Here is a 23153-nt window from a genome sequence, read left to right on the forward strand (position 1 = left end):
CGGCCCAGGACCTGCCCGGCTTTAGCCTCATCGCCTTCCTGGACGGGAGGGAAAATATGCTCAAATGTTTATTTTTCTTCATGCTGTTCGGTAAGGGATAAAGCCCATTGGTAAACTTCCTGGGCGAGAGAGACTGCCTGTTTGTATTCTGCTTCATCTATTGGTTCCCAGTCTCCCGGGTAACGGGTCGTTACAGCGTAATCAGTTAGTATTGCAGCTTCCTTAAGGCTTTCAGTAACTTGCCCTACCCCCGCTTCTTCAATTAACTTTAAAAGGTATCCAATAGAATGTGTTTTTGGGATATCAATCTTAAAAAAGGCCATTATACCTTTAAGAGCTTTCTCGGCTGCTTGCTGGGCGTCAAAACAAAGATCTTCGTATAGAATATCAGGTGTTTACCTGCCCAGTTTTGCCCTGGCGAGATTGCTTTTTGCTTTTTTTAACCACAGCCGCCATAATTCATCGCTCATAAACTACCAACCCTTTGGCAGCCTCAGCATAAACCAACCCCTGTGAAGTCTGGTACCTTTCTATTTTTTCCGGAGTATCTACAAGTATATCTACAGCCGCAGGAACATCGACCAGGTTTTTATAAAGCTGTTGAGCCAAAGCGCGGCGATTATTTATTCCGCTCTTCAGCACCAGGAGATCATAATCACTATTAAATCCTGCTTTCCCTTTACTTCTGGACCCAAAAAGGATTATTTTGTCGGGATTTACGGTCTTCACTATTCTGTCTACTACGTCCTTAAGAACTTCTTCCAAGGAATTTTCCTCCCCTTGTTCAAACTTTACTCTTCAATGCAGGTCCTTCTTAAAATACCGGCCAGATCCGGCAATCCCTCCATGAGCTGGCGGATTTTATCCGGGTCGAGGCTAAAACCATAAATGTTACGGAAAACGTGCCTGAAGGCAACTCTTTATGCCATTGCTCGCCGGCAGGGACGGAACAAGATTCTTGTGTCATATTGTCCTCTCCGGGGGGGGCCTGAAAGATACCTAATCACTTATTTGTCTCTTAATGAACATCAATACCGCACTGAGATCTATCTCTAATGATGGTTTTACTCTTTCTGGTGAACCTATATGCTTATGATGAGGAAAGGTGGCAAACTGGTGCCAGTGCGGGGCATTGTCCCAGCGAATAATAAGTTTTCCATATCTATCTACCCAGTGATATGAATACTTCCGTTCAGAGCCAAAACTATAATCTTTTATAAAAAGCTTGCTCCCATCGATAAAAGTAATGGTTGCTTTTAAACGCTTACGATTGGTTTCCCGTTCAAAAAGTTCAACCACATAAGTCTTAATAATGCTCCGAAAGGCTTTAAGGACATTAAGCATCCTCAATCTCCTTTTTCTGGCGCATTAAATCTTCCAGTGTTTCCTTTGCAAACCGCCAGTCCAGGAGATCGTCCTCATGTTCGAAATCCTCGCCACTATTTTCATGAACCATGGCAGCAAACTTTTCAAAAGTCATACCATACTTTTTTTCGTAGTATGAGCATTCGGCTCGATAGCGGTTTATCTTGCTTAAAATTAGGAGTAAAGCCTGCTCCTTTAAGGCTTCCCTCTCATTGGCAAACCCCATATTCCTAAGCACAGGACCTACCTTGCGTAAAAAATCGGCATCAAGATTAGCCCTTTCCTCATACATAAAATCACCATCCCCTCTCTTGACCGAAAATATCTCTATATATTATTAGTATGCCTTTATTTTACATCCTATCATTAGCCAATTGTCCCGTCAATCCTGGCCGGGCCAATGCGTCATTCCACCGTCACGGCCATGCCGTCCTGCAGCACGCCCACGTTGGTTACGGCCACCTGCTCGCCGTCCTGCAAGCCCTTAAGTACCATCACCTGCTCCTCGTTCTTTAAACCCAGGGTTACCGGCCGCCGCTCTACCGTACCGTTTTTGACCACAAAGACATAATCCTGGCCGCCGTCCGTACGCACGGCAGCAAGGGGCACAACTACGCCCTCCGGGGCCGCCAGTTTAAATGCGGCGCGGGCCGTCATGCCGGCCTTCAGCTCGCCCGGGTTGGCCAGGCTGATCTCTACCGGGAAACGCTGGCCAGTGGCCGCCGCCACCGGGCCCACCTGGGTCACCGTGCCGGTGAACTCCCGGCCGGGAATGGCGTCCAGGGTGACTGTCACTTTTTGCCCGATAGCCAGCAGGGTAACTGCCTCCTGCCCGATAGTACCCTGGAGCTTCAACGTCGAAGTGTCGGCGATGGTCAGCAGGGGCAGGGAGCTCGCCGGTGCGGCCATCTCGCCAGGATTGATATTCCTGTTGGTGACCACGCCGGTGATCGGGCTGGTTATGACGGCGTTACTCATATTCACTTTAATGGTGTTCACCGCCGCCTGGGCCTGGGCCATACCGGAACCGGAAGTGGTCTCGTACTGCTTCTTCGCTACCTCGTACTGTTGGCGAGCAGCTTCATAGGCCTTCTGAAGCTGGTCCACAGCAGCCTGGGCATCGTCCAGTTGTTTCTGGGACGCAGCCCCGGCCGCGGCCAGAGCTTTAACTCGTTCATAATCTTTTCTGGCCGCCTCCAGCTTGATCAGCGCCGTATCAATACCCAACCGGGCCGTCTCCATGCCGATGCGGGCCTGTTCCGCCTGGTCCTGCACGCCGCGGACGGCCGCCTCCGCCTGCCGGAGCTGGGCCTGGAGCTCCCTGGTGTCGATTTCCACCAGGACCTGCCCGGCCTGTACCCGGTCGCCGACATCAGCCTTCACAGCCAGCACCTGTCCCGCCAGCTTGCTGGCCACACTGGCCACCCGCACCGGCACCAGGGCACCGCTTATCTCTACCGTAGCCGCCAGCTTCCCCCTGCCGGCGGCCATGGCTTTTACCGTCACCCGGTCGCCGGCGCCGGCCCCGGAGCCGCAACCGGCGGCCAGGGCCAGGGCTCCCGCCGCCAGGAGTGCCATAGCTTTCTTTATCCACGTCCTCATGGTTTGCTCCCCTCTTTGCCTTTCGCTCTATGTTTTACCTGATATGGATACGCACCGTCGCGTTCATCCCCGGCATCAGCTGCACATCGCCGGCGTCAACAAGCTGGATCTTCACCGGGATGACCTGGGTCACCTTGGTGTAGTTGCCGCTGGCGTTCTGGGCCGGCAGCAGGGAAAAGACCGATGTCGTTGCGCCGCTGATGCTGGCCACGCGGCCGCCGAAGGTCCGGCCAGGATAGGCGTCAATGCTGACATCCACTACCTGGCCGGGCTTGACCTTTTCAATCACTGTTTCCTTGATGTTGGCGCTGATATATAAATGACTGGTATCAGCAATGATAGCCAGGGGCATCCCGGGCGTAACCATTTCCCCGGCCACCGCCCTGGACTGGATCACCTGGCCGCTGACCGGAGCTGTGATTTCTGCCTTCTGGGCCAGCACTCCCGCCGTGCTACCTAGGGCCTGGGGATTGATGGCACTGGAGGTCAGCGCCGATCCCAGGTCCTGGCGTCCCAGCACCTGGCCGGCTTTGACCAGGTCTCCTTCCTGCACCAGCCAGGTCAGCAGCTTGCCTGGAATTTCAGGGCTGACCGTCACCGTATCCGCCGCCACCCGGGCGTCGTCAGTGCTGGCATAGTTGACGGCCTGGTAGTGGTAGTAGTAGGCAATACCTCCCGCTCCGGCCAGGGCTAAAATTAATACCAGCGTGATAATCAATCGCCTTTTCATGGATACTATCCTCTCCCCGCTAAGTCCCGTTGTATTTGAAAATAACCCTGCCGCCTGCTCGCATCATTCGCCACCAAAGGTGGCCCTGGCAGCGCCCGACCCTTTCTGCAGGAAAAAGGCAGGGATCAAGCCCACCAGGACGATCAGCGCGGCGATAATAAAAAGGTCGTCAATGGCCTGGACAAAAGCCATTTTGGCGATTACCCCCTGCAGGTAAGCTGTCGCCAGGGTCCTGGCCTGGTCGCCCGCCGTCCCCCCGCCGCCCAGGAAAAGGCCCGCCTGCCGGAAAAACTCGTTGGCCGCCGGGCTGTCCGCCGTGATCCTGCTCCCCAGGTGGGCGGCATGCATGGCGGTGCGGTTGTTCAAAATGGTAGTCAGCACGGCGATGCCAAAAGAGGAGGATACCCGGTTGATGATATTGGTAATGGCCGACGCGCGGCCTACCAGTTCGGCAGGAACAACTGAGAGGGCCGCCGTCTGGGCCGGCATCATGGCCAGGGACATCCCCAGGCCGCGCAGGATGACCCACAGGTAAAGGATGGCAGTCGGAGTAATAACATCAAGATGATGGAAAATATAGGTAGTCCAGCCAAGCCACAGCATTCCCACTACAGCCAGCGGCCTGGGCCCCAGGCGGTCGTAAAGCCATCCCGTAAGGGGCATCACCAGCCCGGAGGCCAGGGCACCAGGCATGGTTATCAGGCCCGTCTCCATGGCCCCAAGGCCCCGGGCTACCTGTAAGAAAAAGGAGATGTAAAATACCCCGGCAAAAAGGCCGATGGAAGTAACGATAACAATAACGTTTCCCAGCGTAAAAGTGGGATAACGAAAAACGCGTAGGTCCAGGAGAGGATTTTCCTGGGTCAGCTCCAGGTATATAAACAGCCCCAGGGAAACCGCGCTGGTATATAAAAGCAGCACGATAGATTCAGATGACCAGCCCCAGTCGCCGCCCTTGCTCAGGGCCAGCAGCAGGCAGAAGAGGCCAACGGCAGCCGTCAGGGCGCCGCCAATGTCCAGGCGCCCGGCCTCACGGCGGGGAAATCCAGGTAAGTAAAACCAGGAGAGGATAACCCCCAGGACGCCCACCGGCAGGTTGATGGTGAAAATCCAGCGCCAGTCCACGTACTCCACCAGGTAACCTCCTAGGGTGGGGCCTATGGCCGGGGCAACAATCATCGCCATGCCGAAAATGCCCATGGCGCTGCCCTGCTTTTCCCGGGGCACCAGGCGGTAGATAATAGACATGGTGGTGGGCATAATCATCCCCCCGCCCAGGGCCTGGACCACCCGGGCGGCGATCATGGAATCGACGTTCCAGCTCAAGGTACACAAAAGCGACCCCAGGGTAAAAACGCCCAGGGAAAGAATATAAAGCAGTTTAAAACCTAGCCGGTCACCCAGCCAGCCGCTCAAGGGAACAACTACACCCAGGGCCAGCATGTAAATAGTGACTACCCACTCAATGGTGGCGGTATCGGTGTTGAAAACGCGCATCATGGTCGGCAGCGCTACGTTGACAATGCTGGAATCCAGGATAGCCATAAAAGCGCCGATGAGGGCCACCAGGACGGCAATGACCCAGGCGTGCCGGCCCGGGCCGCCGTCTGGGGAACCGGCGCTACTTATACTAGCACTGGCCGGGTGGTTTCCCGCCGTCATCCCGCCGCCGGGGGTTGCCGGCTCGTTTTCTCTCTGTTCGCTGCCGGGCGCGACCCCTTCCGGCCCGAGTGTGTGATTAATTTGTTTCCTTTTGAACCCGGCCACAGCCATCACCTTCTTCCCGGTCCAGGTATTGCAGGATTAGCTGTAAATCAGCAAGTATGCGCCTGCTGCTTTCTGCCGGCAGGGATTTGAAAATGCTTCGCAATTCATTTTCTACGGCTACGGTAAAACGGCCCATAAAGTCCTTTAAAGCCGGCGTACCCCGCACCAGGACGCTGCGGCGGTCCTCCGGGTCCGGCACCCGCTTCAGGAGCCCCCGGGCCACCAGGCGGTCAAAGATGCCGGTAAAGGTGCTGGGCGGGATGCCAATGTGCCCGGCCAGCTCCGTCGCCCGCAAAGAACCCTTTTTATGCACCTTCCAGAGAACAAGGATCTCCGTCCCGGAAAAACCTTCCGCCTGGAACAGCGGCGCCAGCCGCCGCACCAGCCGCCGGTACACCCGGCTGAAAAGCTCTAATAGCAGGATTTCCTGCAATCCCACCACCTGCTTTGAAACCGAATATTACGATATCGAAGTAATAACGATAAAAATAATAGCACCACCATGGTGCCCTGTCAACTGTTACAAATTTCGATAAAGACTTCTTCCCATCTCCCCGGGCGTGATATAATATTTTTAGCGAGAGGGAGTGGAGAATTGCCCAACAAGCAATGGCACCCGGTTTTTGTGACGGCTTTAAAGGAGGCGCTGTCCGACGCCCCGCCGGGCCAGGTAGAAATCCAGGCAGAGGTAGCCCTTTCCTCCAAGCCGTTGGATGTCGACGTAATCGTTATAAAGAAGAAAGCCGACATTGTCCTCGCCCATCCAGTGGCCAGGGTGTTCCGCAGGTATAACCTCTTTGAGTTTAAGTCGCCTGTAGATTACCTGGAAGCCAACGACTTCGACAAAGGCCTGGCCCTGGCCCGGCTGTATAAAGTAATCGAGCATCCTGGAGCGCTGGTGCTGGATGACTTCACCCTCACCCTGGTCAGCAGCAGCTACCCCCGGGCCATGATGGAGATGCTCAAGGCCAGGAAACTCAAGGTACAGGCGGACGTCCCAGCGACCGGTATCTATCAGGTTAAAGGCGAAATGTTTGTCGTTCAAGTTGTGGTCATTAACGAACTGGAGGACCCGGAAGCCCTTTATCCCTTCGCCCCCTTTATAACCGGTCGGCGGCGTAAAGAGACGCAGGCAACCGTCCTTTTGCTAAAAAAGTTCCTCCAGGACCCGTCTAACCCGTACAGGAAGGACCTGGCGGAATTCACCATAAAGAATGAACTGGTATTGCCCGAGGAAATGGAGGAGGTGCAGCAACTTATGTATTCGCCTGAAGAAAGGCAGAGGATTAAAGAGATCTTTAATAAATCTCCTATAATGCAGGAATGGCTCAAGGAATGGTCCGAGCAGGCCAGGATTGAGGGCCTGGCCAAAGGCCGGGCGGAAGGGCTGGCCAAAGGCCGGGCAGAGGGCCTGGCCAAAGGCCGGGCAGAGGGCCTAGCCAAAGGCCTGGCCAAAGGCCTGGCCAAAGGCCTGGCCAAAGGCCGGGCGGAAGGCGCCCGGGAAGGTAAAATCAAAAAGGCCCAGGAGGCCATTTGCACCTATTTAAAAATAAAATATGCTCCCATAGCTCCTAAATGGCTTGCCAAAGTCAGGAAAGTTAACGACCTGGAACTACTTGATTCCATAATGGTTCAACTTTTCCAGGCCGCTTCCAAAGAGGAAGCTCAGGCGATTATCCAGCAGGCGCTGGAAAAAGCGAACGAGTCTTCTTCCAGATAAAGTATTTTACCAAAAAGGGTGATGCAAATGGGACTGGAGGCAGATAAAATAAACGCTACTGAGCAAATGGTTAAAAAAGTTGTTCTGAAAACTTTACTCGCCAAGGTAGAAGAAAAAAACCGCACTGTTGAAGAACTTAAAAAAAGCCTTGGCTACTTTGAAAGGAAATATGGAATGGTTACCGAAGCATTTTATCAAGATTTTATTCAAGGTACTCTGGATGATAATATGGATTTTTTTGAGTGGAAAGCAACAAAAGATATGCTGGATGAACTAAAAATAGAAAAAGAAGCCTTGCTCGGGGTATTAAAATGATCCAGGAATACTTCGACTTCCTAAAGAAAATCGCCAGGAATTCCGGCTTATTAAGGAAGTGATTGCTCTTAATAGAGGTTTCATCAAGTTTATCAGGCCACATCATATGCACGAAGAAGATCAAATTAAACCCTGCTATAGAACCCACGTTAACTGCAATTTTAAAGATAATGGAGAATAACTTCTAGCTTCCCCGCCTCATGGCCTGGGAAGCCCTCCAGGGGGGGTAAATACGCCTGCAAGGTGCTCCCGGAGTTTTGTGATGAAGGGCCGCCCGGCCGCAAAGCTATCTTCAACGACATTCTGGCCATCCTGGTTTTATTTTCCCAAAGCAATAATAAAAGCAAATAAGAATAAATGAGAAAACCTAATATCAAGAACCCCTAATTGACCAGGATAGTTAAGCGTGCATTTGACTCTTTATTAAATAGAAGATATATAGATAAGTGGTTTTAGTAACTAACTAGTTAGTATACATTAAAACCCAATAAAGAGGTGGTCTATAATATGCACGCTATAACTGCCATAAAACTCAAAAAAACAGCAGTAACCGTCTTACTGGCAGGTATCTTCACCGCAGCCGTCTTTATCTTTCACAACTACTTTTACAAGCAACAAATGGCAATCGCCGAAGAGCGCGACAGCCTCACCGCCACCGGAACCATAGAAGCCAGGACAGCCGTGGCGGCCTTTAAAATACCCGGCAGGATCGAAACCATTCTCGTCGACGAGGGCGCCAGGGTGGAGCAGGGCCAGGAGCTGGCCCGCCTGGACAGCAGCGAGCTCAATGCCAAGCTGGCCCAGGCCGAAGGGGCCTATGCCGCCGCCCAGGCGCAGGTAAACCAGGCCAGCCATAACGTCATCTACCAGAGCCAGCAAATTGAAGCCAAGATCAAGCAGGCCGAGGCAGGTGTCGCCGCAGCCGAAGTCGGCGTAAAAGACGCCCAGGACCAGTTGAACAACGCCAGAGACCTGTACGACCGCCTCCGCCTGCTACACGAGCAGGGCGCCGTGGACGACCGCAAGCTGGAAGAAGCCAAAAACGGTTACGAGCGCGCCCAGAACGCCTATAACGCCGCGCAAAAGAAGCTGCAAGAGGCCCGGGCCCTCCTCGACCAGGCTATATCGGCCCGGACAGGCGTGGCGGTGGCCCAGGCCCAGCAGGAAGCCGCCGCCGGCCAGGCCAGGCAAGCCGGCGGTGCGGTAGAGGAAGCAAAAGCCTACCTGGCCGACGCCGTTTTAAAAGCCCCCCTGGCCGGCTTCATCACCCAGAAATACCTCGAGCAGGGCGAAATGGTAAACGCCGGGACGCCCGTCTTTGAAATCACCGATTTGCTCCATACCTACGTCAAGGTTTACATAAGCGAAAAGAAGATCGGCCGCGTCCGCCTCGGCCAGGAAGCGGAGATAACGGTAGACGCCTTCCCGGGCAAAACCTTTAAAGGCAAAGTGGTGTGGATAAACGACGCCGGCGAGTTTGCCGTCAAAAAGGCGATTAACGACCAGTACGAGCATGACATCCGCAGCTTCGAGGTCAAAATCGACGTCCCCAACCCGGACCTGGTCTTAAAAACCGGCATGACGGCCAGGGTAAAGATCCTGGAAGGGGAGCAGCAATAAATGGAGACAATCGTCGCCGTTAAAGACCTGACGCAAAAAATCGGCCGAAAAACCGTCCTGGACGGCCTGACCCTGGAAGTAAGGGCCGGGGAATGCCTGGGCATCTTCGGCATGAAAGGCAGCGGCAAGACGGCTCTCCTCCACATCCTGGCCGGCATCGACAGGTTCACTTCCGGAAAAGTAGAGGTAGCCGGGATAGATATCCGCAGGACCGAGAAGTTTAAAATATACCTGGGACTGGTCACCCAGGAGCGCAGCCTTTTCCAGGATTTAAACGCCGCAGAAAACCTCGACTTTATCGCCGCCCTGAAAAACGCCGGCCGGGATAATATCGACCGGCTGATTGAGCGGCTGGAGCTGGGCGAAGTGTTAAATCAACCCGTAGGACATATGGAAGCAGGCCCGTACCAGCGGCTGGCCCTGGCCTGCGCCCTCCTCAATAACCCCCGGCTGCTCATCGCCGACGAGCTCATCGGCGCCATCGACCTGTATTCCCGCCGCATCATCTTGCGGGAGTTAGAAACTTTTCTCGCCGGGGGCGGGACTTGTATCTGGGCTTTAAGCAACGCCGAGTTTATGCGCCACGTCCACCGGGTAGGCTGGCTGGAGAAAGGTAAAATCACCTTCTACCCGCCCGCCGAAGCCCTGACGCGGTGGAACGCCCGGCTCCAGTCCCCGGCCGGACAGGGCGGTGACGGCGATGCTTAGACAGTGCCTGGCCATTATGCGGCGCGAGGTGTTTTACCTCTGGCGCGATAGGGGGTTGCGCCATATTCTTCTCTTCGGCTCTTTATTGGGGCTGATGCTGTTTTACGCCGTCTACAGCGCCCAGGTATTAAAAGACATCCCCACCGCGGTCTTCGACCTGGACAACTCCGCCGCCAGCCGCGAGCTGGTGGACAAGATCGGCAAGGCTGAGTATCTAAAGCTGGTCGCCTCGACCGCGAGTTACGACGACTTGCGGGAGTTAATCAAGCAGGGGAAAGCCGTCGTGGGCGTCGTCATCCCCGAGAACTACGGCAGGAATTTGGCCCTCGGCCGGCAGGCGCGGGTGCTGGCGGTTATCGACGGCAGCAACATGATTTACGCCACCAACGCCTCCGCTGCCTTGCTGACCGTCACCCGCACCCTCAGCGCCCAGGCCGGCGTCAGCGCCCTGGTGGCCCGGGGGGTTCAATTGCAACAAGCCAAAGATGCCTACCAGGCCATCGACATCAGCGAGGAAGCATGGTTCAACCCGGCCCTCAACTACGCCTACTTCCTGGTGCTGGCCCTGGCGTTAAACATCTGGCAGCAGTGCTGCACCCTGGCGGCGTGCTTGAACGTCATCGGCGAAAGAGGGATGAAAAGCTGGTTGCAGATCAGGGCCTGCGGCATTTCCAAATTTAGATTCTTCGCCAGCAAGTCGATAGCCCAGATATTTATTTTTATGGCCGTCGTCTTGCCCCTCTATATCCTGGGTTTCGGCGCTCTGAAACTGCCCCTCAACTGCAGCTGGGCGGCCTTGCTCCTCTTCACCCTGGCGTTTGCCATAGCCGTCCACAGCATAGGTACCCTGGCATCCAGTTTCGCCCGCAACGCCGTCGACGCCGCCAGGTTCGGTATGATTATCGCCCTGCCTTCTTTTGTGCTGTCGGGCTACACCTGGCCCCTGGAAGCCATGCCGGTTTACCTGCAGAAGGTTGCCTGGATACTGCCCCAGACGTGGTTCTTCCAGGGGATAAACTACTTCGCCTTCAAAAACGCCGGCTGGAATTTGATGGCCCATTATATACTAGCCATGCTGGCTATCGCCGCCGTCTGCTACGGCGCAGCGGCCGTCTTTATCGCGCGGAGTTAGGGGGAAGAGGCTCATGCGGCAGATCCTCAACATCGCCCACTACGAAATGCTCCATATTTTTAAAGAGAAAATCCTTTTTTTAATGGTTTTCCTGGTACCCCTCGGCTACGCCGCCCTTTTCGGCGCCGCCTATGTCAGCGCTGTCCTTAACAACGTGCCTGTAGCCATCGTCGACCTGGATGACTCGAAGCTCAGCCGGGAAATAGCCGCCGCCTTCGCCAACAGCCCCCACTTCAAGGTAATAGACGGCATAAAGACCTATGCCGAGCTTCAGGAGGGGATGAAAAACGGCCGGGTACGGGCCGGCGTGATCATCCCGGAACACTTTGAGCAGGACATATCCCGGCACGCCTTGACCCGGGTACTGACTATTTACGACGGCTCCAATTTAATCTGGGGCTACAATACCCGCAAGTACATCCGCGAGGTGTTTAACGATTTCATTGCCGGCAGGGCGGCATCCTACCTGGCGGGGCTGGGTTATACTAAAAACGAGGTCCGCGCCATTATGGACACGGTCTCCCTGAACACCGAGGTCTGGTACAACCCTACTTTCAGCTACACCAACTTTTTATACATGGGGTTAATCATGATTATCCTGCACCAGATCGGCCTCCTCAGCGTCAGCCTGACTGTAACCCGGGAGAAAGAGCGCCGGACCTGGCTGCAGTTCTTGAGCGCACCCGTGCCGGCGTGGAAAATCTTCGCCGGCAAGGCCCTGCCTTATTTCGTCGCCGGCTTTTTCAATTATGCCCTCCTGCTATGGTTCGCGGCCCGCTTCATCCAGGTAAAGATAGGCGGCTCCCTGCCCCTGATCCTTTTGCTCGGCCTGCTCTACGACGTCATTATCACCGCTGCCGGTTTTTTCATTTCCACCCGTGCACCCAACTCTCTGCAGGTTACCAGGTACGTGATGCTTTTGTCCGTCCCCTTGTTCATGATCTCCGGCTTTACCTGGCCCTGGACCCATATACCGGCTTATATCAATTTCCTGGCCCGGCTGCTGCCCTCCACCTGGATGATGCTGGGCTTTCGCCAGGTCGCCCTGAAGGAGCTAGAGATGAGTTATGTCCTGCCGCACATCTGGGCCTTAATCCTGATGGCCTTCCTGGCGGTGCTGGCCGCCGTCACTTTTCCCAAGCGGCTCAACCCGCCCCCCGACGCCGGGCCGGCGATAAACAGCGGCCCCTCGTATCCCTCCCGCTGGAAATAACCCCAGAACCCTGGCTGGACCGGAAAAAATGGGGTAAAATTTAGTCTGTAAACCTATAACAGGTAAGGCGTGAGCAAATGATGGAAAGGAGCGCAAAAGGAAGCCGGGAACGCATCCTGGCTGCCGCCGAAGAAGTCTTCGCCGCCAAAGGCATCGACGGAGCGCGGGTGGATGAAATCGCCGCCCTGGCGAGGGTAAATAAACGCATGCTCTATCACTACTTCAACAGCAAAGAAGAACTTTATACTTACGTCCTCAAGGTGAATTTCGAAAAAAGCCTCTCCGCCGGGAAAAAGGCCTTCCACGAGAAGGGGGACCTGAAGCATCAGGTCGCGGCGGCCATCCGCAATTACTTTTATTTCCTGGCCGCCAACCCCAACTACCCCCGCCTTATGGCCTGGGAAGCCCTCCAGGGCGGAAAGTACGCCCGTAAAGTTTTGCCGGAGGTGTGGGAACAGGGGCTGCCCAGCCTCAAAGCCATCCTCGCCGAAGGCATTTCCCGGGGCGTCTTCCGTCCCGACCTGGACCTCAAACAGGTGCTGGCCAGCATCACCACTCTCTGTTCCGGCTATTTCACCAACAAGGATATTCTGGCCATCCTCTGGGAAGAGGACCCCTTGAGCCCCGGCAATATGGAAAAAAGGTTAGCACATATTATCGATCTCATTTTACGCAACATCGTAATATAAAGGGTATTCTAGCTGTCCCCCACCAATTTTCTTATATATTCCACATCTTACACGCCTCTGCAGCCCTTAAAATTTTTATCTCATTATAAACCCGAAGATCTAATAAATGCTCATCTCCTGAAATAATGGCGTCGGCTTTAGCCGCCAGGGCACAGGCCAGCACTTTATTATCAGCTGGATCCCTGGTTATTACGCCCGGCTCAAATTCGGGGATGACTATATGCTCTGGTGAAGCCAACCATGTAAGAATGACCGGCAAATCGGGATGCCCGGCAATAACCTTAAGTTTAGGCCGGGCTAACACTTTACTCAATTCTTCCAGCAAAGCATTGCTGGTATATAATTTTAACCTGCCGTGCAGGCAGGCTTCTAAAAGTCTATGGGGAGGACCCTCCCACCCGATGGCTGATACCAAAACATTCGTATCAAAAACGACTTTTTTCAAGTGGTACGCACCTCAAGGATGGCGCTCTCGATGACATCCTGTTCCAGGTTGGCTTTTTTTACCGCTTCCTGAATATTTTTCATAGCCTTACTTACTGTTTGTGCGGCATTGGCAGCCGATAGCTTTTGTAATTGTTTGTATTCTTCATAACTCAATAAAACAGCTTTTTCCTTTGCTTTGTGAATTATGATTACCGGTTCCCTTTTTTGCGCAACCTGGGTAACCAACCTTCCTAATTTCCGCCTAGCTTCTTCAACGCCAAGGATCTCTTCCATAATGTTCACCTCAAGTTCAATCTTAAGGTTGAAATGCATAATTGTCAAGAAGATTTTGGACCCCTTCCAGCAGGAAATAACGCCCGCCTGCCGAATAGATCAGGCAAGAGTTGCCAGCCGCAACCCGGCTCGCAACCGCGTATTTAACACGGGAAGAAGAACAAGGTGTCATGTCATGCACCGCCTCAAGTACACCTTGATAACAATGCTCCTGGCATTATTCCTCTGCTTGACCACGCTCCAGCCGGCCCGGGCCGGCACACCCTACACCATCCTCTGGCAGCGGCAAATCGCCGGCGGCACCGGCAATTCCGGCCTGTCTCCAGTAATAAGCCCCTGGGGCGATATCTTCCTGGTAACGGGCAGCAGCATCCTACGCCTCAATGACCGGGGCGAGCAGATCTGGGACTTTAAGACAGGGGAGAGGCCCACCGGCGCGCCGGTCTTCTTCCCCGACGGCAGCACCTTCGTCCCCACGGCCAGGGCCCTGTACGAGATCAAGCCCTACGGCCGCCCCGGCTGGAGCTTCAGCGTCGCCACCGGGGAAAGCGGCGGCGGCAATACATCTTCGCCCACCCTAGCCCGGGGACCGGGGGAAAGCTTTTACCTGCTCCTGGGCAAGAGCCTATACGCCGTGGCGCCGCGGCGCGACATGCTCTGGTACGTAGGGCAGAGCGATTACCCCGTGGCTGTGGACGCGGACCGGCAATATGTTTTTGTGGCCCGCACTGCAAAAGACGCCGGCACCACGGTGGAAGCCCTGGACGGCAGCGGCGCGACCGCCTGGCGGCGGGGCTTCGCCGAGCAGAAGCAGATCTATCTGGCCCTGGAGCCTGGCGGGAGATACCTCTACGTCGCCGGCGTGCCAAAAACAGCGAGCGCGATAAATAAATGCGCCTTGTACGCCCTGGACGCGGCCAGCGGCGCCATTGCCTGGTCCCACCGCTTCAGCCAGGCGGAAATAGGCAACATCAATGCGGCTCCCGACGGCCTGGTATACCTGGTAGCCGGCAAGGAACGCCTCTATACCCTGGACGGCGCTACAGGAGAAGAACGGCTCTCCACCCGCCTCCTCGACCTTTCCGGGGCGGCCCCGGCCGTGGACCGGCAGGGAACCATCTATGTACCCGGCCGGGAACGCCTTTACGCCGTCGACGGCCGGGACGGTCGACTCCTGTGGGATATGGAGGTGGACGGCGGCGTACAGGCTACTCCCGCACTGGGCCCTGACGGCCTGACGGTCTATTTTACCGGCGGTAAAGGCATCCTCTACGCTCTGCAGACCGCCTACGCGAATACCTCGCCACGAACCGCCGGCGCAGCCGTGGGCGCAGTATCTACACCGGGCAATCTGGCAAGAGCGGCGCAATAAACTTGCCGCGGCTAAATCTGAACCTGAACATATCCTGGAGGTAGGTATTTCCCTGTGCGACACTTCTTGCTTGCTATCTTAACGGCCCTGGTCCTGGCCTTACCCCGCCCGGCCCTGGCAGCGTGGGGCGATGGGCTCTTTCCCGACGCCGCCGGCCACTGGGCCGCAGAGCCCATCAACTTTCTCGGGGCACTGGACATCGTCCACGGCTACCCGGATGGCACCTGCCGCCCGGACCAGCCCCTGACGGCGGTGGAGGCGGTTTCCCTGCTGCTGCGCTCCACCGGCTACAGCAGCGCCGGGAACCTCCCTGCCCGCCCCGGCGGCCAGATGCCCATACCTACGGCCCGTCCTTCAGTCAGCGCCAACCGGGGCACGGCCCCGGCCGTACCGGCGGGAGTCGCCTGGGCCGCAGACGACCTGGCCCTGGCCGTAGAGCAAAAAATCCTCCTGCCGGACGAACTGCAGGAAGGCCTGCTCATGGGGCCGGCGCCGCGTTACCTGGTGTGGCAGCTCCTGGCCCGCAGCCTGAAGACGCCCCTGCAGCAGAACGCGCTCCTGGACTTCAGCGATGCCTCCCTGGTGCCGGAAGAGGCCCGCCCGGCCGCCGCCACCCTGACGGCCCTGCAGGTAATCCGGGGCTTCCCCGACGGCACCCTGCGCCCCCTGGATACCATTACCCGCGCCGAAATGCTGGCCCTGCTGGCCCGGATGGTGGAGGACGGCTGGCTCAACCCAGCGCCGGAACGCCGCCTGGAAGGCTGGGTGCAGGAGGTCAAACAGGACACCGGGCGTGCCGGAAATCTTTCAGGACCAGCTGGGAGCCGCGGTACCAGCCCTGGAACTGCGACGGCCCGCTATTTAGTGACCATTAGCACGCCAACCAGCGGCAGCAAGGATTACCCAATGGCCGCCTCCGCCGCCGTCTTCAATGTTTCTCTGCCGACTCCCTTCGCTTTAAACAACCTGCACATCCTGGCCGTCCTGAACCGGCGTAACGAGCTGGCCTTTGTCAAAGCTTACGAGCCCCGCCTGGCGGGGCAGCTCACCGTGACCACAGGCACGGTGGAAAAAGTAGTCCAAGGCCGTGGCCTGCAACTGGTACTGCGGGACCTGGACCACGACCTGAAGACCTATGAAGCTACCTGGGCGACAACAGTGCCCAGCGGCCTATCTGCCCTGAAGCAGGGCCAGTGGGTAAAGGTGGAATTGAACGGTGCGGCGGTCTGGAACGTCGAACCCCTGAAGGTGAAGAAGGCCAGCGGCACCATCGAAGCTGTCGAAGGCCGCAAGCTTTACCTGGACAAATTCGACAAAGAACTGGGGAATGTCTTCCTTGACTGGGAGCGCGCCCGCCTCTCCGATAAGGACGGCACCGAGTACACCGGCAGCGGCGGGCTGCAGGCAGGCGCCAAAGTCGAGATAACCTGTCTGGACTGGGATAAAGTGCTGGAGATAAAGATACTTTAAAAATAGGCCGCAGGACGCCGATCCTGCGGCCAGCTTTTTCCTTATTACCAGGTTTTAAAGGGTGGATTTGCCTGCTTCCAGAATATTTAGGACCCGCCGCAGCATGACCGTCGCCTCGGCGCGGCTGGTATATGCTTTAGGCAGGATGAACCCTTCGGGCGTCCCCTTGATAATCCCCAGTTGGTAGCACAGGGCCATGCTTTCCCGGGCCCAGGGAGAAAGGTCGCCGTAGTCCTTAAATCCTTTCAACTTCTCCAGGGCGCCGCTCAAAACGACCGCGGCTTTGTACTCCGCGCCCAGCCCTCTGGCGATCATCGCCGCCATCTCTTCGCGGGTGATATTCAGGCCCGGCGCGAAATGGTCCTTATCGATACCGGCAACCAGCCCGGCCCTGTAAGCGCCTTCAACCGCCCCGAAGTACTGGCTGCCGGGGGTCACGTCGACGAAGGTAGGTTTTTCCGGTGCAGCTTCCGGTCGGCCGAAGGTCCTGAGAACCATGGCCGCAAACTGCGCCCGGGTCGCAGGGTTGTCAGGCAGGAAAAGATCATCCAGCAGTCCCTGGACGATCTGCTTGGAAGCCATGTAGACGATATCTTTTTCCGCCCAGTGGCCGGCAATGTCGGCAAAGGTTTTCTTATACTCCAGGACCGCAAATTTACCGGGATTGACCAGGGGAATCTCAACCTGGCCTGGCGATCTAAAATCTCCCTGGACGATATTCCAATCGCTTTGAGCTTCGTTGTAGGTGAAGACGCCGAGATAAGCGGGATCGGAAACTTCCCCTTGCCGATAAGGCAGCGTCAGCATTACCTGGCTGGTCTGTTTATCCACCCGGGAGCCGTCCGGCCGCTGCCAGTAAATATCAATATCGTACACAGCGCTCTTCAAGGCGTTGGGACCGGGGATCGACAGCGGCGCCGGCTCTACGGATTTGTAAGTGAAGTTTAAACTGCCGCCCCCTTCCTTGGAGCGCAAAATCTTCAAAGGGACTTTGAAAGTAACTTCGTTACCTTTTACCAACAGGCTGTAACCTTCAAGGCCCTCAAAGTCGTTAGCGTTTATCGAAGGCAAAATTATCTGGACGCTATCCCTAGAGTAACCTTCCGGCACGGTCAACCCAATTACGTCGGTAGGCCTGCTTTCCTGCAATAGCTGGACCATGTCGTTCAGGCCGATCTCAGCAAGACAGTCGTAAAGCTTTTCGGCCTTCAAAATTACGTTGCGGTAGTGCTCTGGCAGGGTTTTCTCACTCAGGGAAATGATCACCTTTGTTTTGGTGGTCCTAACGGGGATAATGCCGGCCGGAATTTCGGCCATGTTGGCGGCGACTATCCTGACGACCTGGCGGATATCTTCCCGCATGTCGTCCCGGATGTCGCTTTTATTGAGCTTATCCAGGGCGTCCTGCAGGTGGTCAAGCAGAGTGCCCACATCGATGTTTCCCTGCTCAAATGAGTATTGGTAATACATTAGGTCGTCTATAACCTGTTCATTGTAGCTCTTTTCTTCTTCGTCGTCGGCCAGGGCGGTACCCGGCGGTAAGAAAACCAGGACGACGACCGCCATCAGGATTGCCAGAAGAAATACTTTATAATGTGGCACTGAAAGTCGGATCTGCATATTTCCCCTCCTTTTGCCTCCGGCATTTCCGCCAACATTTTTTAAAGCAGCGGCGGTAAAATAAAAACCGTAGGGGAGTTGCCCCTGCGGTTACACCTGTCCACCTTTGCGCCAAGGTTTCCAAGAGGATCATCCGCCCGAGGACATGGCCCACGGTTTTTCAAAGGCTAGCTTTAGGTAGGCATGGTTGCGCACCAGCTCATCTACTGTCGCCTGGGCCTTGGCCACATCCACCTCGGCCGCCATCACGTCGGCCCTTGTGTTCATACCCGCCGCTGCCTTTGCTTGCTCTACCCGCAGCTTTTCCCGGGCCGCCTCCAGAGCCGCCACGGCGGCGCCATAGTTTTCTTCCACGCTCTTTACCTGGTAGTAAAGCGAGCGGGTGGCTTTGGCCATTGCTTCCTTAACGTTTTCCAGGTTGTATTCGGCCTGCTTCAGCTCCGCCTGGCGGGCATCATAAGGGGTATAAGATCCCGAGCTGTACATCATTTCCGCGCTCCAGCGCTTAATATCGATGTTCTGCCTTGCCTTCCAAACGTTGGGGTCGTTTTCGAGAACCCGCTGCACTTCGTACTCCAGATTGGCCACCTGCAGGGGGGAATAGGACGGCTGCTCGTTCAAGAGCGGCCTGGCGCCGGCATCCAGTCCTACCAGATTGTTGAAGGATGCATAGGCATCGTCAAGGGAGTGCTTGGCGGCGGTGAGGCCGTCTTCCGCCTGCCGCCAGAGGTTCTCGGCTACAGCGAGGGAGGAAGAAGCGGCCGTTCCGGCCTGCACGGCGGCGCGTGTGTTCTGCAGGTTCAAGAGAGCCTGCTGTTTGGCCTTTTCTTGTACCGCAACCTTCTGCTGGGCCACCTGCACATCCCAGTAGGCTTTGCATACTTTCAGGGCCAGGGCGTCCAGGTTGGCCTGATAAGTGCGCTGGCTCATGCGGTAGTTGAGGTCCGCACCTAAGAGCTGGATCCAGCTTGCTTCAATTTGGGGTCCGTAGGGGCCGCCATAGCCGCCCTCAACCGGAGTAAAGCTTACATTCTCCTGGGCGCTCTCGCGCAGGGACCTGGTACGCTCTATTTCCTGCAGGGCACTTTTTAAACCCTTATCGTTCTGCACGGCCATGCTTACGGCCTTTTCCAGGGAAATGATCTGCTTTTCTCCGCTCTCCCCATTTCCCGCCGCGGCTGCGGCCGGTAGAGAAAGGTAGATGAAGATCAGGGCCGCCGCCAGGGGCGCCAGCAGCCCGCGCATTTTCAAGCGCATTTACAATTCACCTCTATAACCGGAACCCGGATCCACCAGGATCCGGGTTCCGCCAGCTACCCTTTCACTGTAACAGCTTTTAGTTAATGCTCACCGTCTGGGTGGCTTCGTCGTAGTTCACCTGAGCGCCGAAGGCCTGGGCTACCCAGCGGAAGGGCACCATCACGCGACCGTTCACCAGGTCCGTAGTTACGTCCATGGTAATGGGGGCGCCGTTGATGGTCAGCACTGCGCTGCCAGGGGTTACCTGGACCACGCGGCCCTCACCGATGAAGGTAGCGGTCTTGCCGTCCCAGAGGATATTCTCCGGGGTGATGCCCAGGGCGTAGGCCACGTAGCGCACCGGCAGGTAGGTACGGCCGTCCTTCGTGTAGGCGGCAACGTCCATGGTATTCTCTACGCCATTAACGGTGTATGTGGTGCTGCCGATCACGAAGGAAGCGGAATACTTGGCCCCAACAGGAGCCGGGGTCACGCAAACGGCGTTGGCGACTTTAGCGGCGTAATCGTCGTCTTCAAAGAAGACTTTGTAGGTATCACTATCATTATAGTTATCGCGATCTTCATTGTAAGATACAACATTGGTATCAACAATAGCCATACCGCCTACTTCTACCTTGATGTCACCTTCACCGTAAGTGCGGTCGACATCATAGTAGATATCGCTGATCTCAATGGTACTCGCCTCGTTGCTGTCATCTTTGAAGCTGATCTTGAGGACAGTATCATCGGCGGCAAGCGATACCTGATCGATTTCTAGGTCGCCTTTCGTGACTGTTACATCAGGTTTGCTGCTGAACTTGATTCCGTCGGGCAGGCGCAGTTCAATCCCGTAATTGCCATTGTCAGTATCGATTGCACCAGCAGCGGCTTCAGTAATTACGATCTTGCCGGCAGGCTGTTCAAATTTGCCGAGCTGGACATTCGCCTTTTCGGCAGTCACCGTTACGGGGCTGACCACTTTGGCTACCGTGATCTCGCCGCTTACACCTGCAGTGCCGCCGACGGTTACCTTGAGGTCACCAGTTACTCCAGCTTTAAGGGCTACACCCAGATCCTCAATAGTAATCTCTGCTGGGTCTGTTGCTGTTGTAGAATCGCCATAAACAATAAATTTAACGGTGCGATTATCGGTACCCTGGAGGCCTACAAAATCAAGGCGGACATTATTGTCTTCATCTGTCTTAATGCCGGCATCTCTTGTTGTATCCGGAGTAACATTCTGATCCTGGATCCTATACCATCTTGCATTTTCCGGCAGCGTTAAAGTGATAGAGCGTCCGTTAATAAGGCTACCTTTAATTCCTTCCTTTATTACGATGTCGCTGATATCTTGATCTTCCATGCCTGCGTAGGCAACAATGCTCGGATCATCGGCACTGACAGCCGCCTCATAGTCACCATACGTACCGACTACTATCTCACTCGGGCTCACGGTGTAGTCGCCTTTTAGCTTCGCTACAACATCGCCATATTTAGCATCTTGTTCGTCTACTACCTTAACTTTTGCTGTAATTTCAATTCCTAAACGTTCTGTTGATTTATATACTGAATCTACCAGCGAAATCTTGAGTGTATCGGAATCTGTCGTGTAATCGATGTCAATTTTATCTTTCGCCGCTGTTGAGCTCAAAACAGTATCTGGATCAGTTGAAGTATCTACAAGTGTTCCAAATACAATTTTAGATACATCTGCATCTGCCCACTCAAAGCCATCAGGCAGTTGGATTTTTAGTTGATCCTCATCTTTTAATTTACCGGCTACAGTTTCTTCGACTCGGATTTTAACAGTACCTTCATCTGCAAAATCCTGACTGTCAATCACGCTAACGGTCAGTCCGCCGCCAGCTACGTGTGCTATTACAACCTTACCGTCTACAAGCTGGCCCTGCAGATTTTTAATCGTGGCAGTCACATCGCCGCTTGCTCCAGAGGGGACATCAACGCTCGTAAAGGCGAGCTTCACGCGGAATTTATTACCGGTGAAACCGGAATATCCGCTTGGAGCACTTATACTTATCTTAAAGGAATTGTCTGATAGATCGGAAAGAGTAACTTGAGCCTTGTCACTATTACTGGTGCCACCATATACATCAACTGAAACAGATGAAACAGATTCATTTTCGCTATCAAGAATTTCCTCACTATTATTTGCGCCATATACCGTAACACTATTAATAGTATAATCTGAAGGCAACTCTACTAATGCTTCATGCACCTCATTACCGCTTACATATAGAGGATCAATTTCAATCTGGAATGAACCTAAAGCAATATCTTCCTTGTCATCTTCCACCGGCGGCGCCGTCAAGGTCGTATACACCGTACCCACGGCCCCTGCCGTTCCGGCGAAGGGTACCATCAGGCCCACCAGCATGGCCAGGGTGAGCAGGATGGAAATCCATTTCTTCCTCGTCTTTAACAACTATTTTCCCTCCTTGAGATTTTTGCCCGTATGTAGGGCGGCTTACTATTCTCTTTCCGGCCCGGGGACCCTTGCTGCCCGGCGCATCCCTCCTTTAATGCTAGTTTCGCGACCTTTTCTGCGTCTTCAGGCTGCGGCTGATGCTGCGGATAGGGGAATATTGCCCAGGTGAGGAATATTCTACGCCGCCGTCCAGTTTTCCTGCTGGTTTGGGCGGCTTTTCCTCGACCAACCAGTTAATTAGACACCGAGGCCGGGCGAAAAGTTCCCGGCCGTGAGAAATTTTTTGCGCCGGGTTTTCCCAGCTTCCACCGCGCCTTAATTCCGCTTTTTCAGATTTCAGTCCAGGGTTTCGTCGTCTACGTTATAAGTGAAGCTGTCCAACAGGCTGGAATTGTTGTCGTAGAAATACGCCCGCACTTCCTTTAGGCTAACGCCGGCGTCGTCGAACACATTGACCACGTCTTCGCAAATATCCTGGACTTCATTTTCGATTGTGCTACTACTCAGTTCATCCCAGGCGTCGCCGGCGCCGCTGGTTTTGGCCTTCAGGTAGACGGTCGCCCTGTCGTTGCTCTCGGAATAGCTGGCATCGCTCACGGCGAACCTGATGTCTTCCACGTAGTAGCTCTTGCCTTCCAGCTCGTCAATGGCCGCATCGGGATCACTGCTATCACGGTAATCTTCGTCCCGGTAGTCGATTTCCAGGTCGTCGTCGCCGTCTTTATTAAATTTCACCAGGACATCGTCGTTATAGCTGTTAATGATCTCGCCGCTGACTTCCGTGTCCTCCGAGAGTTCGTCCTGGATGGCCCCCACCACGTCGTCCAGCCAGCTCTCAATCTTACTGTTACTCAGGTCGGCCCACTCGTCACCGTAGTCATCAAGGTCTACCAGCACTTCAACCCGGACGTTGTCGGAATCGCCGCTGAGGTTCAGATTGTCAAGATAAACATATCCGATCTTTTTGTATGCATCCCTCAGGTCGCCTTCCAGGTCGTCCAGGCTGGCGCCCGATTTAGCCGCCAGCTCCTGCTGCAATTGGGCCACCTGCTGCTGCAGGCTCTGGATCTCCTTGTCTTTCTCGATCAACTGCATCTTAAGATTGATGACTTCCGGCGAGGTTTTGCTGTTGATGATTACGGTGCTGGTATCGGCCTGCCAGTCCACATTCGAATTCAATGCTTCGGCTACCAGCCTCAGGGGCACGAAGGTCACGCCGTTGACGATAAAGGGTTCCTGCTCCGGCTGCACGTTGACAAGGGTCCCGTTGACGTTGAGCTTGACATTATTGTAGTCGACGTTGAGCGTTTTCCTGCCCACGCTCGCTTCAGCCGTTCCCCCTGCCGCCACCAGCGCCAGGGCGAGCAACGCCGCCAGCAAACCTTTTTTCAACAATTACCATCCCCCCAATTTGGTTTTCGCCAT

Annotated in this window: 23 protein-coding genes; 9 read left to right on the forward strand and 14 right to left on the reverse strand. The window is 55.1% G+C overall.

Annotated features, from left to right (window positions below; translation table 11 throughout):
• Positions 1-68: 68 nt before the first annotated feature.
• The 8 genes from MOMUL_RS15500 to MOMUL_RS01345 form a co-directional block, all read right to left on the reverse strand.
• Entirely contained in the window at positions 69-386 is a 318-nt protein-coding gene (locus MOMUL_RS15500; RefSeq protein WP_201786447.1) for a HEPN domain-containing protein, read from the reverse strand.
• Between the two features lie 73 nt (positions 387-459).
• Entirely contained in the window at positions 460-765 is a 306-nt protein-coding gene (locus MOMUL_RS01315; protein WP_062280557.1) for a nucleotidyltransferase domain-containing protein, read from the reverse strand.
• Between the two features lie 234 nt (positions 766-999).
• Positions 1000-1344, reverse strand: a complete 345-nt coding sequence (locus MOMUL_RS01320; RefSeq protein WP_236712934.1) for a toxin-antitoxin system TumE family protein — start codon at positions 1342-1344, stop codon at positions 1000-1002.
• Complete coding sequence (locus MOMUL_RS01325; protein ID WP_054937527.1) at positions 1337-1657, reverse strand: hypothetical protein; 321 nt, start codon at positions 1655-1657, stop codon at positions 1337-1339. The genes MOMUL_RS01320 and MOMUL_RS01325 overlap by 8 nt, the downstream gene beginning before the upstream one ends.
• A 113-nt stretch (positions 1658-1770) precedes the next feature.
• Entirely contained in the window at positions 1771-2967 is a 1197-nt protein-coding gene (locus MOMUL_RS01330; RefSeq protein WP_062280563.1) for an efflux RND transporter periplasmic adaptor subunit, read from the reverse strand.
• 34 nt (positions 2968-3001) lie between these two features.
• Positions 3002-3697 (reverse strand): HlyD family secretion protein, encoded by a 696-nt coding sequence (locus MOMUL_RS01335; protein WP_062280565.1) that lies wholly within the window; start codon positions 3695-3697, stop codon positions 3002-3004.
• Positions 3698-3760: 63 nt separating this feature from the next.
• The gene (locus tag MOMUL_RS01340) at positions 3761-5464 is read right to left on the reverse strand and encodes a DHA2 family efflux MFS transporter permease subunit (RefSeq protein WP_236712935.1); all 1704 of its coding nucleotides are present in this window, start codon (positions 5462-5464) and stop codon (positions 3761-3763) included.
• Positions 5436-5897 (reverse strand): MarR family winged helix-turn-helix transcriptional regulator, encoded by a 462-nt coding sequence (locus MOMUL_RS01345; protein WP_062280576.1) that lies wholly within the window; start codon positions 5895-5897, stop codon positions 5436-5438. Before MOMUL_RS01345 ends, MOMUL_RS01340 begins: the two co-directional genes overlap by 29 nt.
• Before the next feature lie 162 nt (positions 5898-6059).
• On the opposite strand from MOMUL_RS01345, the gene MOMUL_RS01350 reads away from it, so the two are divergent.
• From MOMUL_RS01350 to MOMUL_RS01380, 7 genes are all read left to right on the forward strand, one after another.
• Complete coding sequence (locus MOMUL_RS01350; protein ID WP_062280578.1) at positions 6060-7184, forward strand: FliH/SctL family protein; 1125 nt, start codon at positions 6060-6062, stop codon at positions 7182-7184.
• Positions 7185-7211: 27 nt separating this feature from the next.
• Positions 7212-7499 carry a hypothetical protein gene (locus tag MOMUL_RS01355; RefSeq protein WP_062280580.1) on the forward strand — a complete coding sequence of 96 codons (288 nt, stop codon included), beginning with the start codon at positions 7212-7214 and terminating at the stop codon, positions 7497-7499.
• Positions 7500-8006: 507 nt separating this feature from the next.
• The gene (locus MOMUL_RS01360) at positions 8007-9119 is read left to right on the forward strand and encodes an HlyD family secretion protein (RefSeq protein WP_062280583.1); all 1113 of its coding nucleotides are present in this window, start codon (positions 8007-8009) and stop codon (positions 9117-9119) included.
• Positions 9120-9827 (forward strand): ATP-binding cassette domain-containing protein, encoded by a 708-nt coding sequence (locus tag MOMUL_RS01365; RefSeq protein WP_062280586.1) that lies wholly within the window; start codon positions 9120-9122, stop codon positions 9825-9827.
• The gene (locus MOMUL_RS01370; protein ID WP_062280588.1) at positions 9820-10959 is read left to right on the forward strand and encodes an ABC transporter permease; all 1140 of its coding nucleotides are present in this window, start codon (positions 9820-9822) and stop codon (positions 10957-10959) included. Before MOMUL_RS01365 ends, MOMUL_RS01370 begins: the two co-directional genes overlap by 8 nt.
• A 13-nt stretch (positions 10960-10972) precedes the next feature.
• On the forward strand, positions 10973-12172 hold the full coding sequence (locus MOMUL_RS01375) for an ABC transporter permease (RefSeq protein ID WP_062280591.1): 1200 nt from the start codon (positions 10973-10975) through the stop codon (positions 12170-12172).
• A 77-nt stretch (positions 12173-12249) separates the two neighbouring features.
• Positions 12250-12861, forward strand: a complete 612-nt coding sequence (locus MOMUL_RS01380) for a TetR/AcrR family transcriptional regulator (protein ID WP_236712937.1) — start codon at positions 12250-12252, stop codon at positions 12859-12861.
• A 31-nt stretch (positions 12862-12892) separates the two neighbouring features.
• Here MOMUL_RS01380 and MOMUL_RS01385 read toward each other — a convergent pair whose 3' ends face one another.
• Together MOMUL_RS01385 and MOMUL_RS01390 are read right to left on the reverse strand one after the other, a co-directional pair.
• The gene (locus tag MOMUL_RS01385) at positions 12893-13306 is read right to left on the reverse strand and encodes a putative toxin-antitoxin system toxin component, PIN family (RefSeq protein WP_062280594.1); all 414 of its coding nucleotides are present in this window, start codon (positions 13304-13306) and stop codon (positions 12893-12895) included.
• Positions 13303-13620: a type II toxin-antitoxin system Phd/YefM family antitoxin gene (locus MOMUL_RS01390; RefSeq protein ID WP_084785385.1), complete on the reverse strand. Its 318-nt coding sequence runs from the start codon at positions 13618-13620 to the stop codon at positions 13303-13305. The genes MOMUL_RS01385 and MOMUL_RS01390 overlap by 4 nt, the downstream gene beginning before the upstream one ends.
• Positions 13621-13756: 136 nt before the next feature.
• Between MOMUL_RS01390 and MOMUL_RS01395 the strand changes: the two genes are divergently transcribed.
• A complete protein-coding gene (locus tag MOMUL_RS01395; RefSeq protein ID WP_062280599.1) occupies positions 13757-14953 on the forward strand; it encodes an outer membrane protein assembly factor BamB family protein in 1197 nt (398 codons plus the stop codon).
• A 54-nt stretch (positions 14954-15007) separates the two neighbouring features.
• Positions 15008-16423 carry an S-layer homology domain-containing protein gene (locus tag MOMUL_RS01400; RefSeq protein WP_084785387.1) on the forward strand — a complete coding sequence of 472 codons (1416 nt, stop codon included), beginning with the start codon at positions 15008-15010 and terminating at the stop codon, positions 16421-16423.
• A gap of 54 nt (positions 16424-16477) precedes the next feature.
• Here MOMUL_RS01400 and MOMUL_RS01405 read toward each other — a convergent pair whose 3' ends face one another.
• The 4 genes from MOMUL_RS01405 to MOMUL_RS01420 form a co-directional block, all read right to left on the reverse strand.
• Positions 16478-18043 (reverse strand): S-layer homology domain-containing protein, encoded by a 1566-nt coding sequence (locus MOMUL_RS01405; RefSeq protein ID WP_062280605.1) that lies wholly within the window; start codon positions 18041-18043, stop codon positions 16478-16480.
• 129 nt (positions 18044-18172) lie between these two features.
• A complete protein-coding gene (locus MOMUL_RS01410; protein ID WP_236712938.1) occupies positions 18173-19300 on the reverse strand; it encodes a TolC family protein in 1128 nt (375 codons plus the stop codon).
• Positions 19301-19379: 79 nt separating this feature from the next.
• A complete protein-coding gene (locus MOMUL_RS01415) occupies positions 19380-21725 on the reverse strand; it encodes a copper amine oxidase N-terminal domain-containing protein (RefSeq protein WP_062280608.1) in 2346 nt (781 codons plus the stop codon).
• A gap of 339 nt (positions 21726-22064) precedes the next feature.
• A complete protein-coding gene (locus MOMUL_RS01420; RefSeq protein WP_062280611.1) occupies positions 22065-23123 on the reverse strand; it encodes a stalk domain-containing protein in 1059 nt (352 codons plus the stop codon).
• Positions 23124-23153 lie beyond the last annotated feature (30 nt).

Origin of the sequence: Moorella mulderi DSM 14980, assembly GCF_001594015.1 — a bacterium.
In the GTDB taxonomy this organism is placed as follows: Bacteria; Bacillota; DSM-521; order Neomoorellales; family Neomoorellaceae; genus Neomoorella; species Neomoorella mulderi.

Excerpts from the sequence above, each read along its gene's own strand:
- MOMUL_RS01365 (WP_062280586.1), top strand. The coding sequence starts at position 9,120 with ATGGAGACAATCGTCGCCGTTAAAGACCTGACGCAAAAAATCGGCCGA.
- MOMUL_RS01325 (WP_054937527.1), bottom strand. The coding sequence starts at position 1,657 with ATGTATGAGGAAAGGGCTAATCTTGATGCCGATTTTTTACGCAAGGTA.
- MOMUL_RS01405 (WP_062280605.1), bottom strand. The coding sequence starts at position 18,043 with ATGCAGATCCGACTTTCAGTGCCACATTATAAAGTATTTCTTCTGGCA.
- MOMUL_RS01370 (WP_062280588.1), top strand. The coding sequence starts at position 9,820 with ATGCTTAGACAGTGCCTGGCCATTATGCGGCGCGAGGTGTTTTACCTC.
- MOMUL_RS01360 (WP_062280583.1), top strand. The coding sequence starts at position 8,007 with ATGCACGCTATAACTGCCATAAAACTCAAAAAAACAGCAGTAACCGTC.
- MOMUL_RS01410 (WP_236712938.1), bottom strand. The coding sequence starts at position 19,300 with ATGCGCTTGAAAATGCGCGGGCTGCTGGCGCCCCTGGCGGCGGCCCTG.
- MOMUL_RS01390 (WP_084785385.1), bottom strand. The coding sequence starts at position 13,620 with ATGCATTTCAACCTTAAGATTGAACTTGAGGTGAACATTATGGAAGAG.
- MOMUL_RS01395 (WP_062280599.1), top strand. The coding sequence starts at position 13,757 with ATGCACCGCCTCAAGTACACCTTGATAACAATGCTCCTGGCATTATTC.
- MOMUL_RS01375 (WP_062280591.1), top strand. The coding sequence starts at position 10,973 with ATGCGGCAGATCCTCAACATCGCCCACTACGAAATGCTCCATATTTTT.
- MOMUL_RS01355 (WP_062280580.1), top strand. The coding sequence starts at position 7,212 with ATGGGACTGGAGGCAGATAAAATAAACGCTACTGAGCAAATGGTTAAA.
- MOMUL_RS01380 (WP_236712937.1), top strand. The coding sequence starts at position 12,250 with ATGATGGAAAGGAGCGCAAAAGGAAGCCGGGAACGCATCCTGGCTGCC.
- MOMUL_RS01335 (WP_062280565.1), bottom strand. The coding sequence starts at position 3,697 with ATGAAAAGGCGATTGATTATCACGCTGGTATTAATTTTAGCCCTGGCC.
- MOMUL_RS01320 (WP_236712934.1), bottom strand. The coding sequence starts at position 1,344 with ATGCTTAATGTCCTTAAAGCCTTTCGGAGCATTATTAAGACTTATGTG.
- MOMUL_RS01330 (WP_062280563.1), bottom strand. The coding sequence starts at position 2,967 with ATGAGGACGTGGATAAAGAAAGCTATGGCACTCCTGGCGGCGGGAGCC.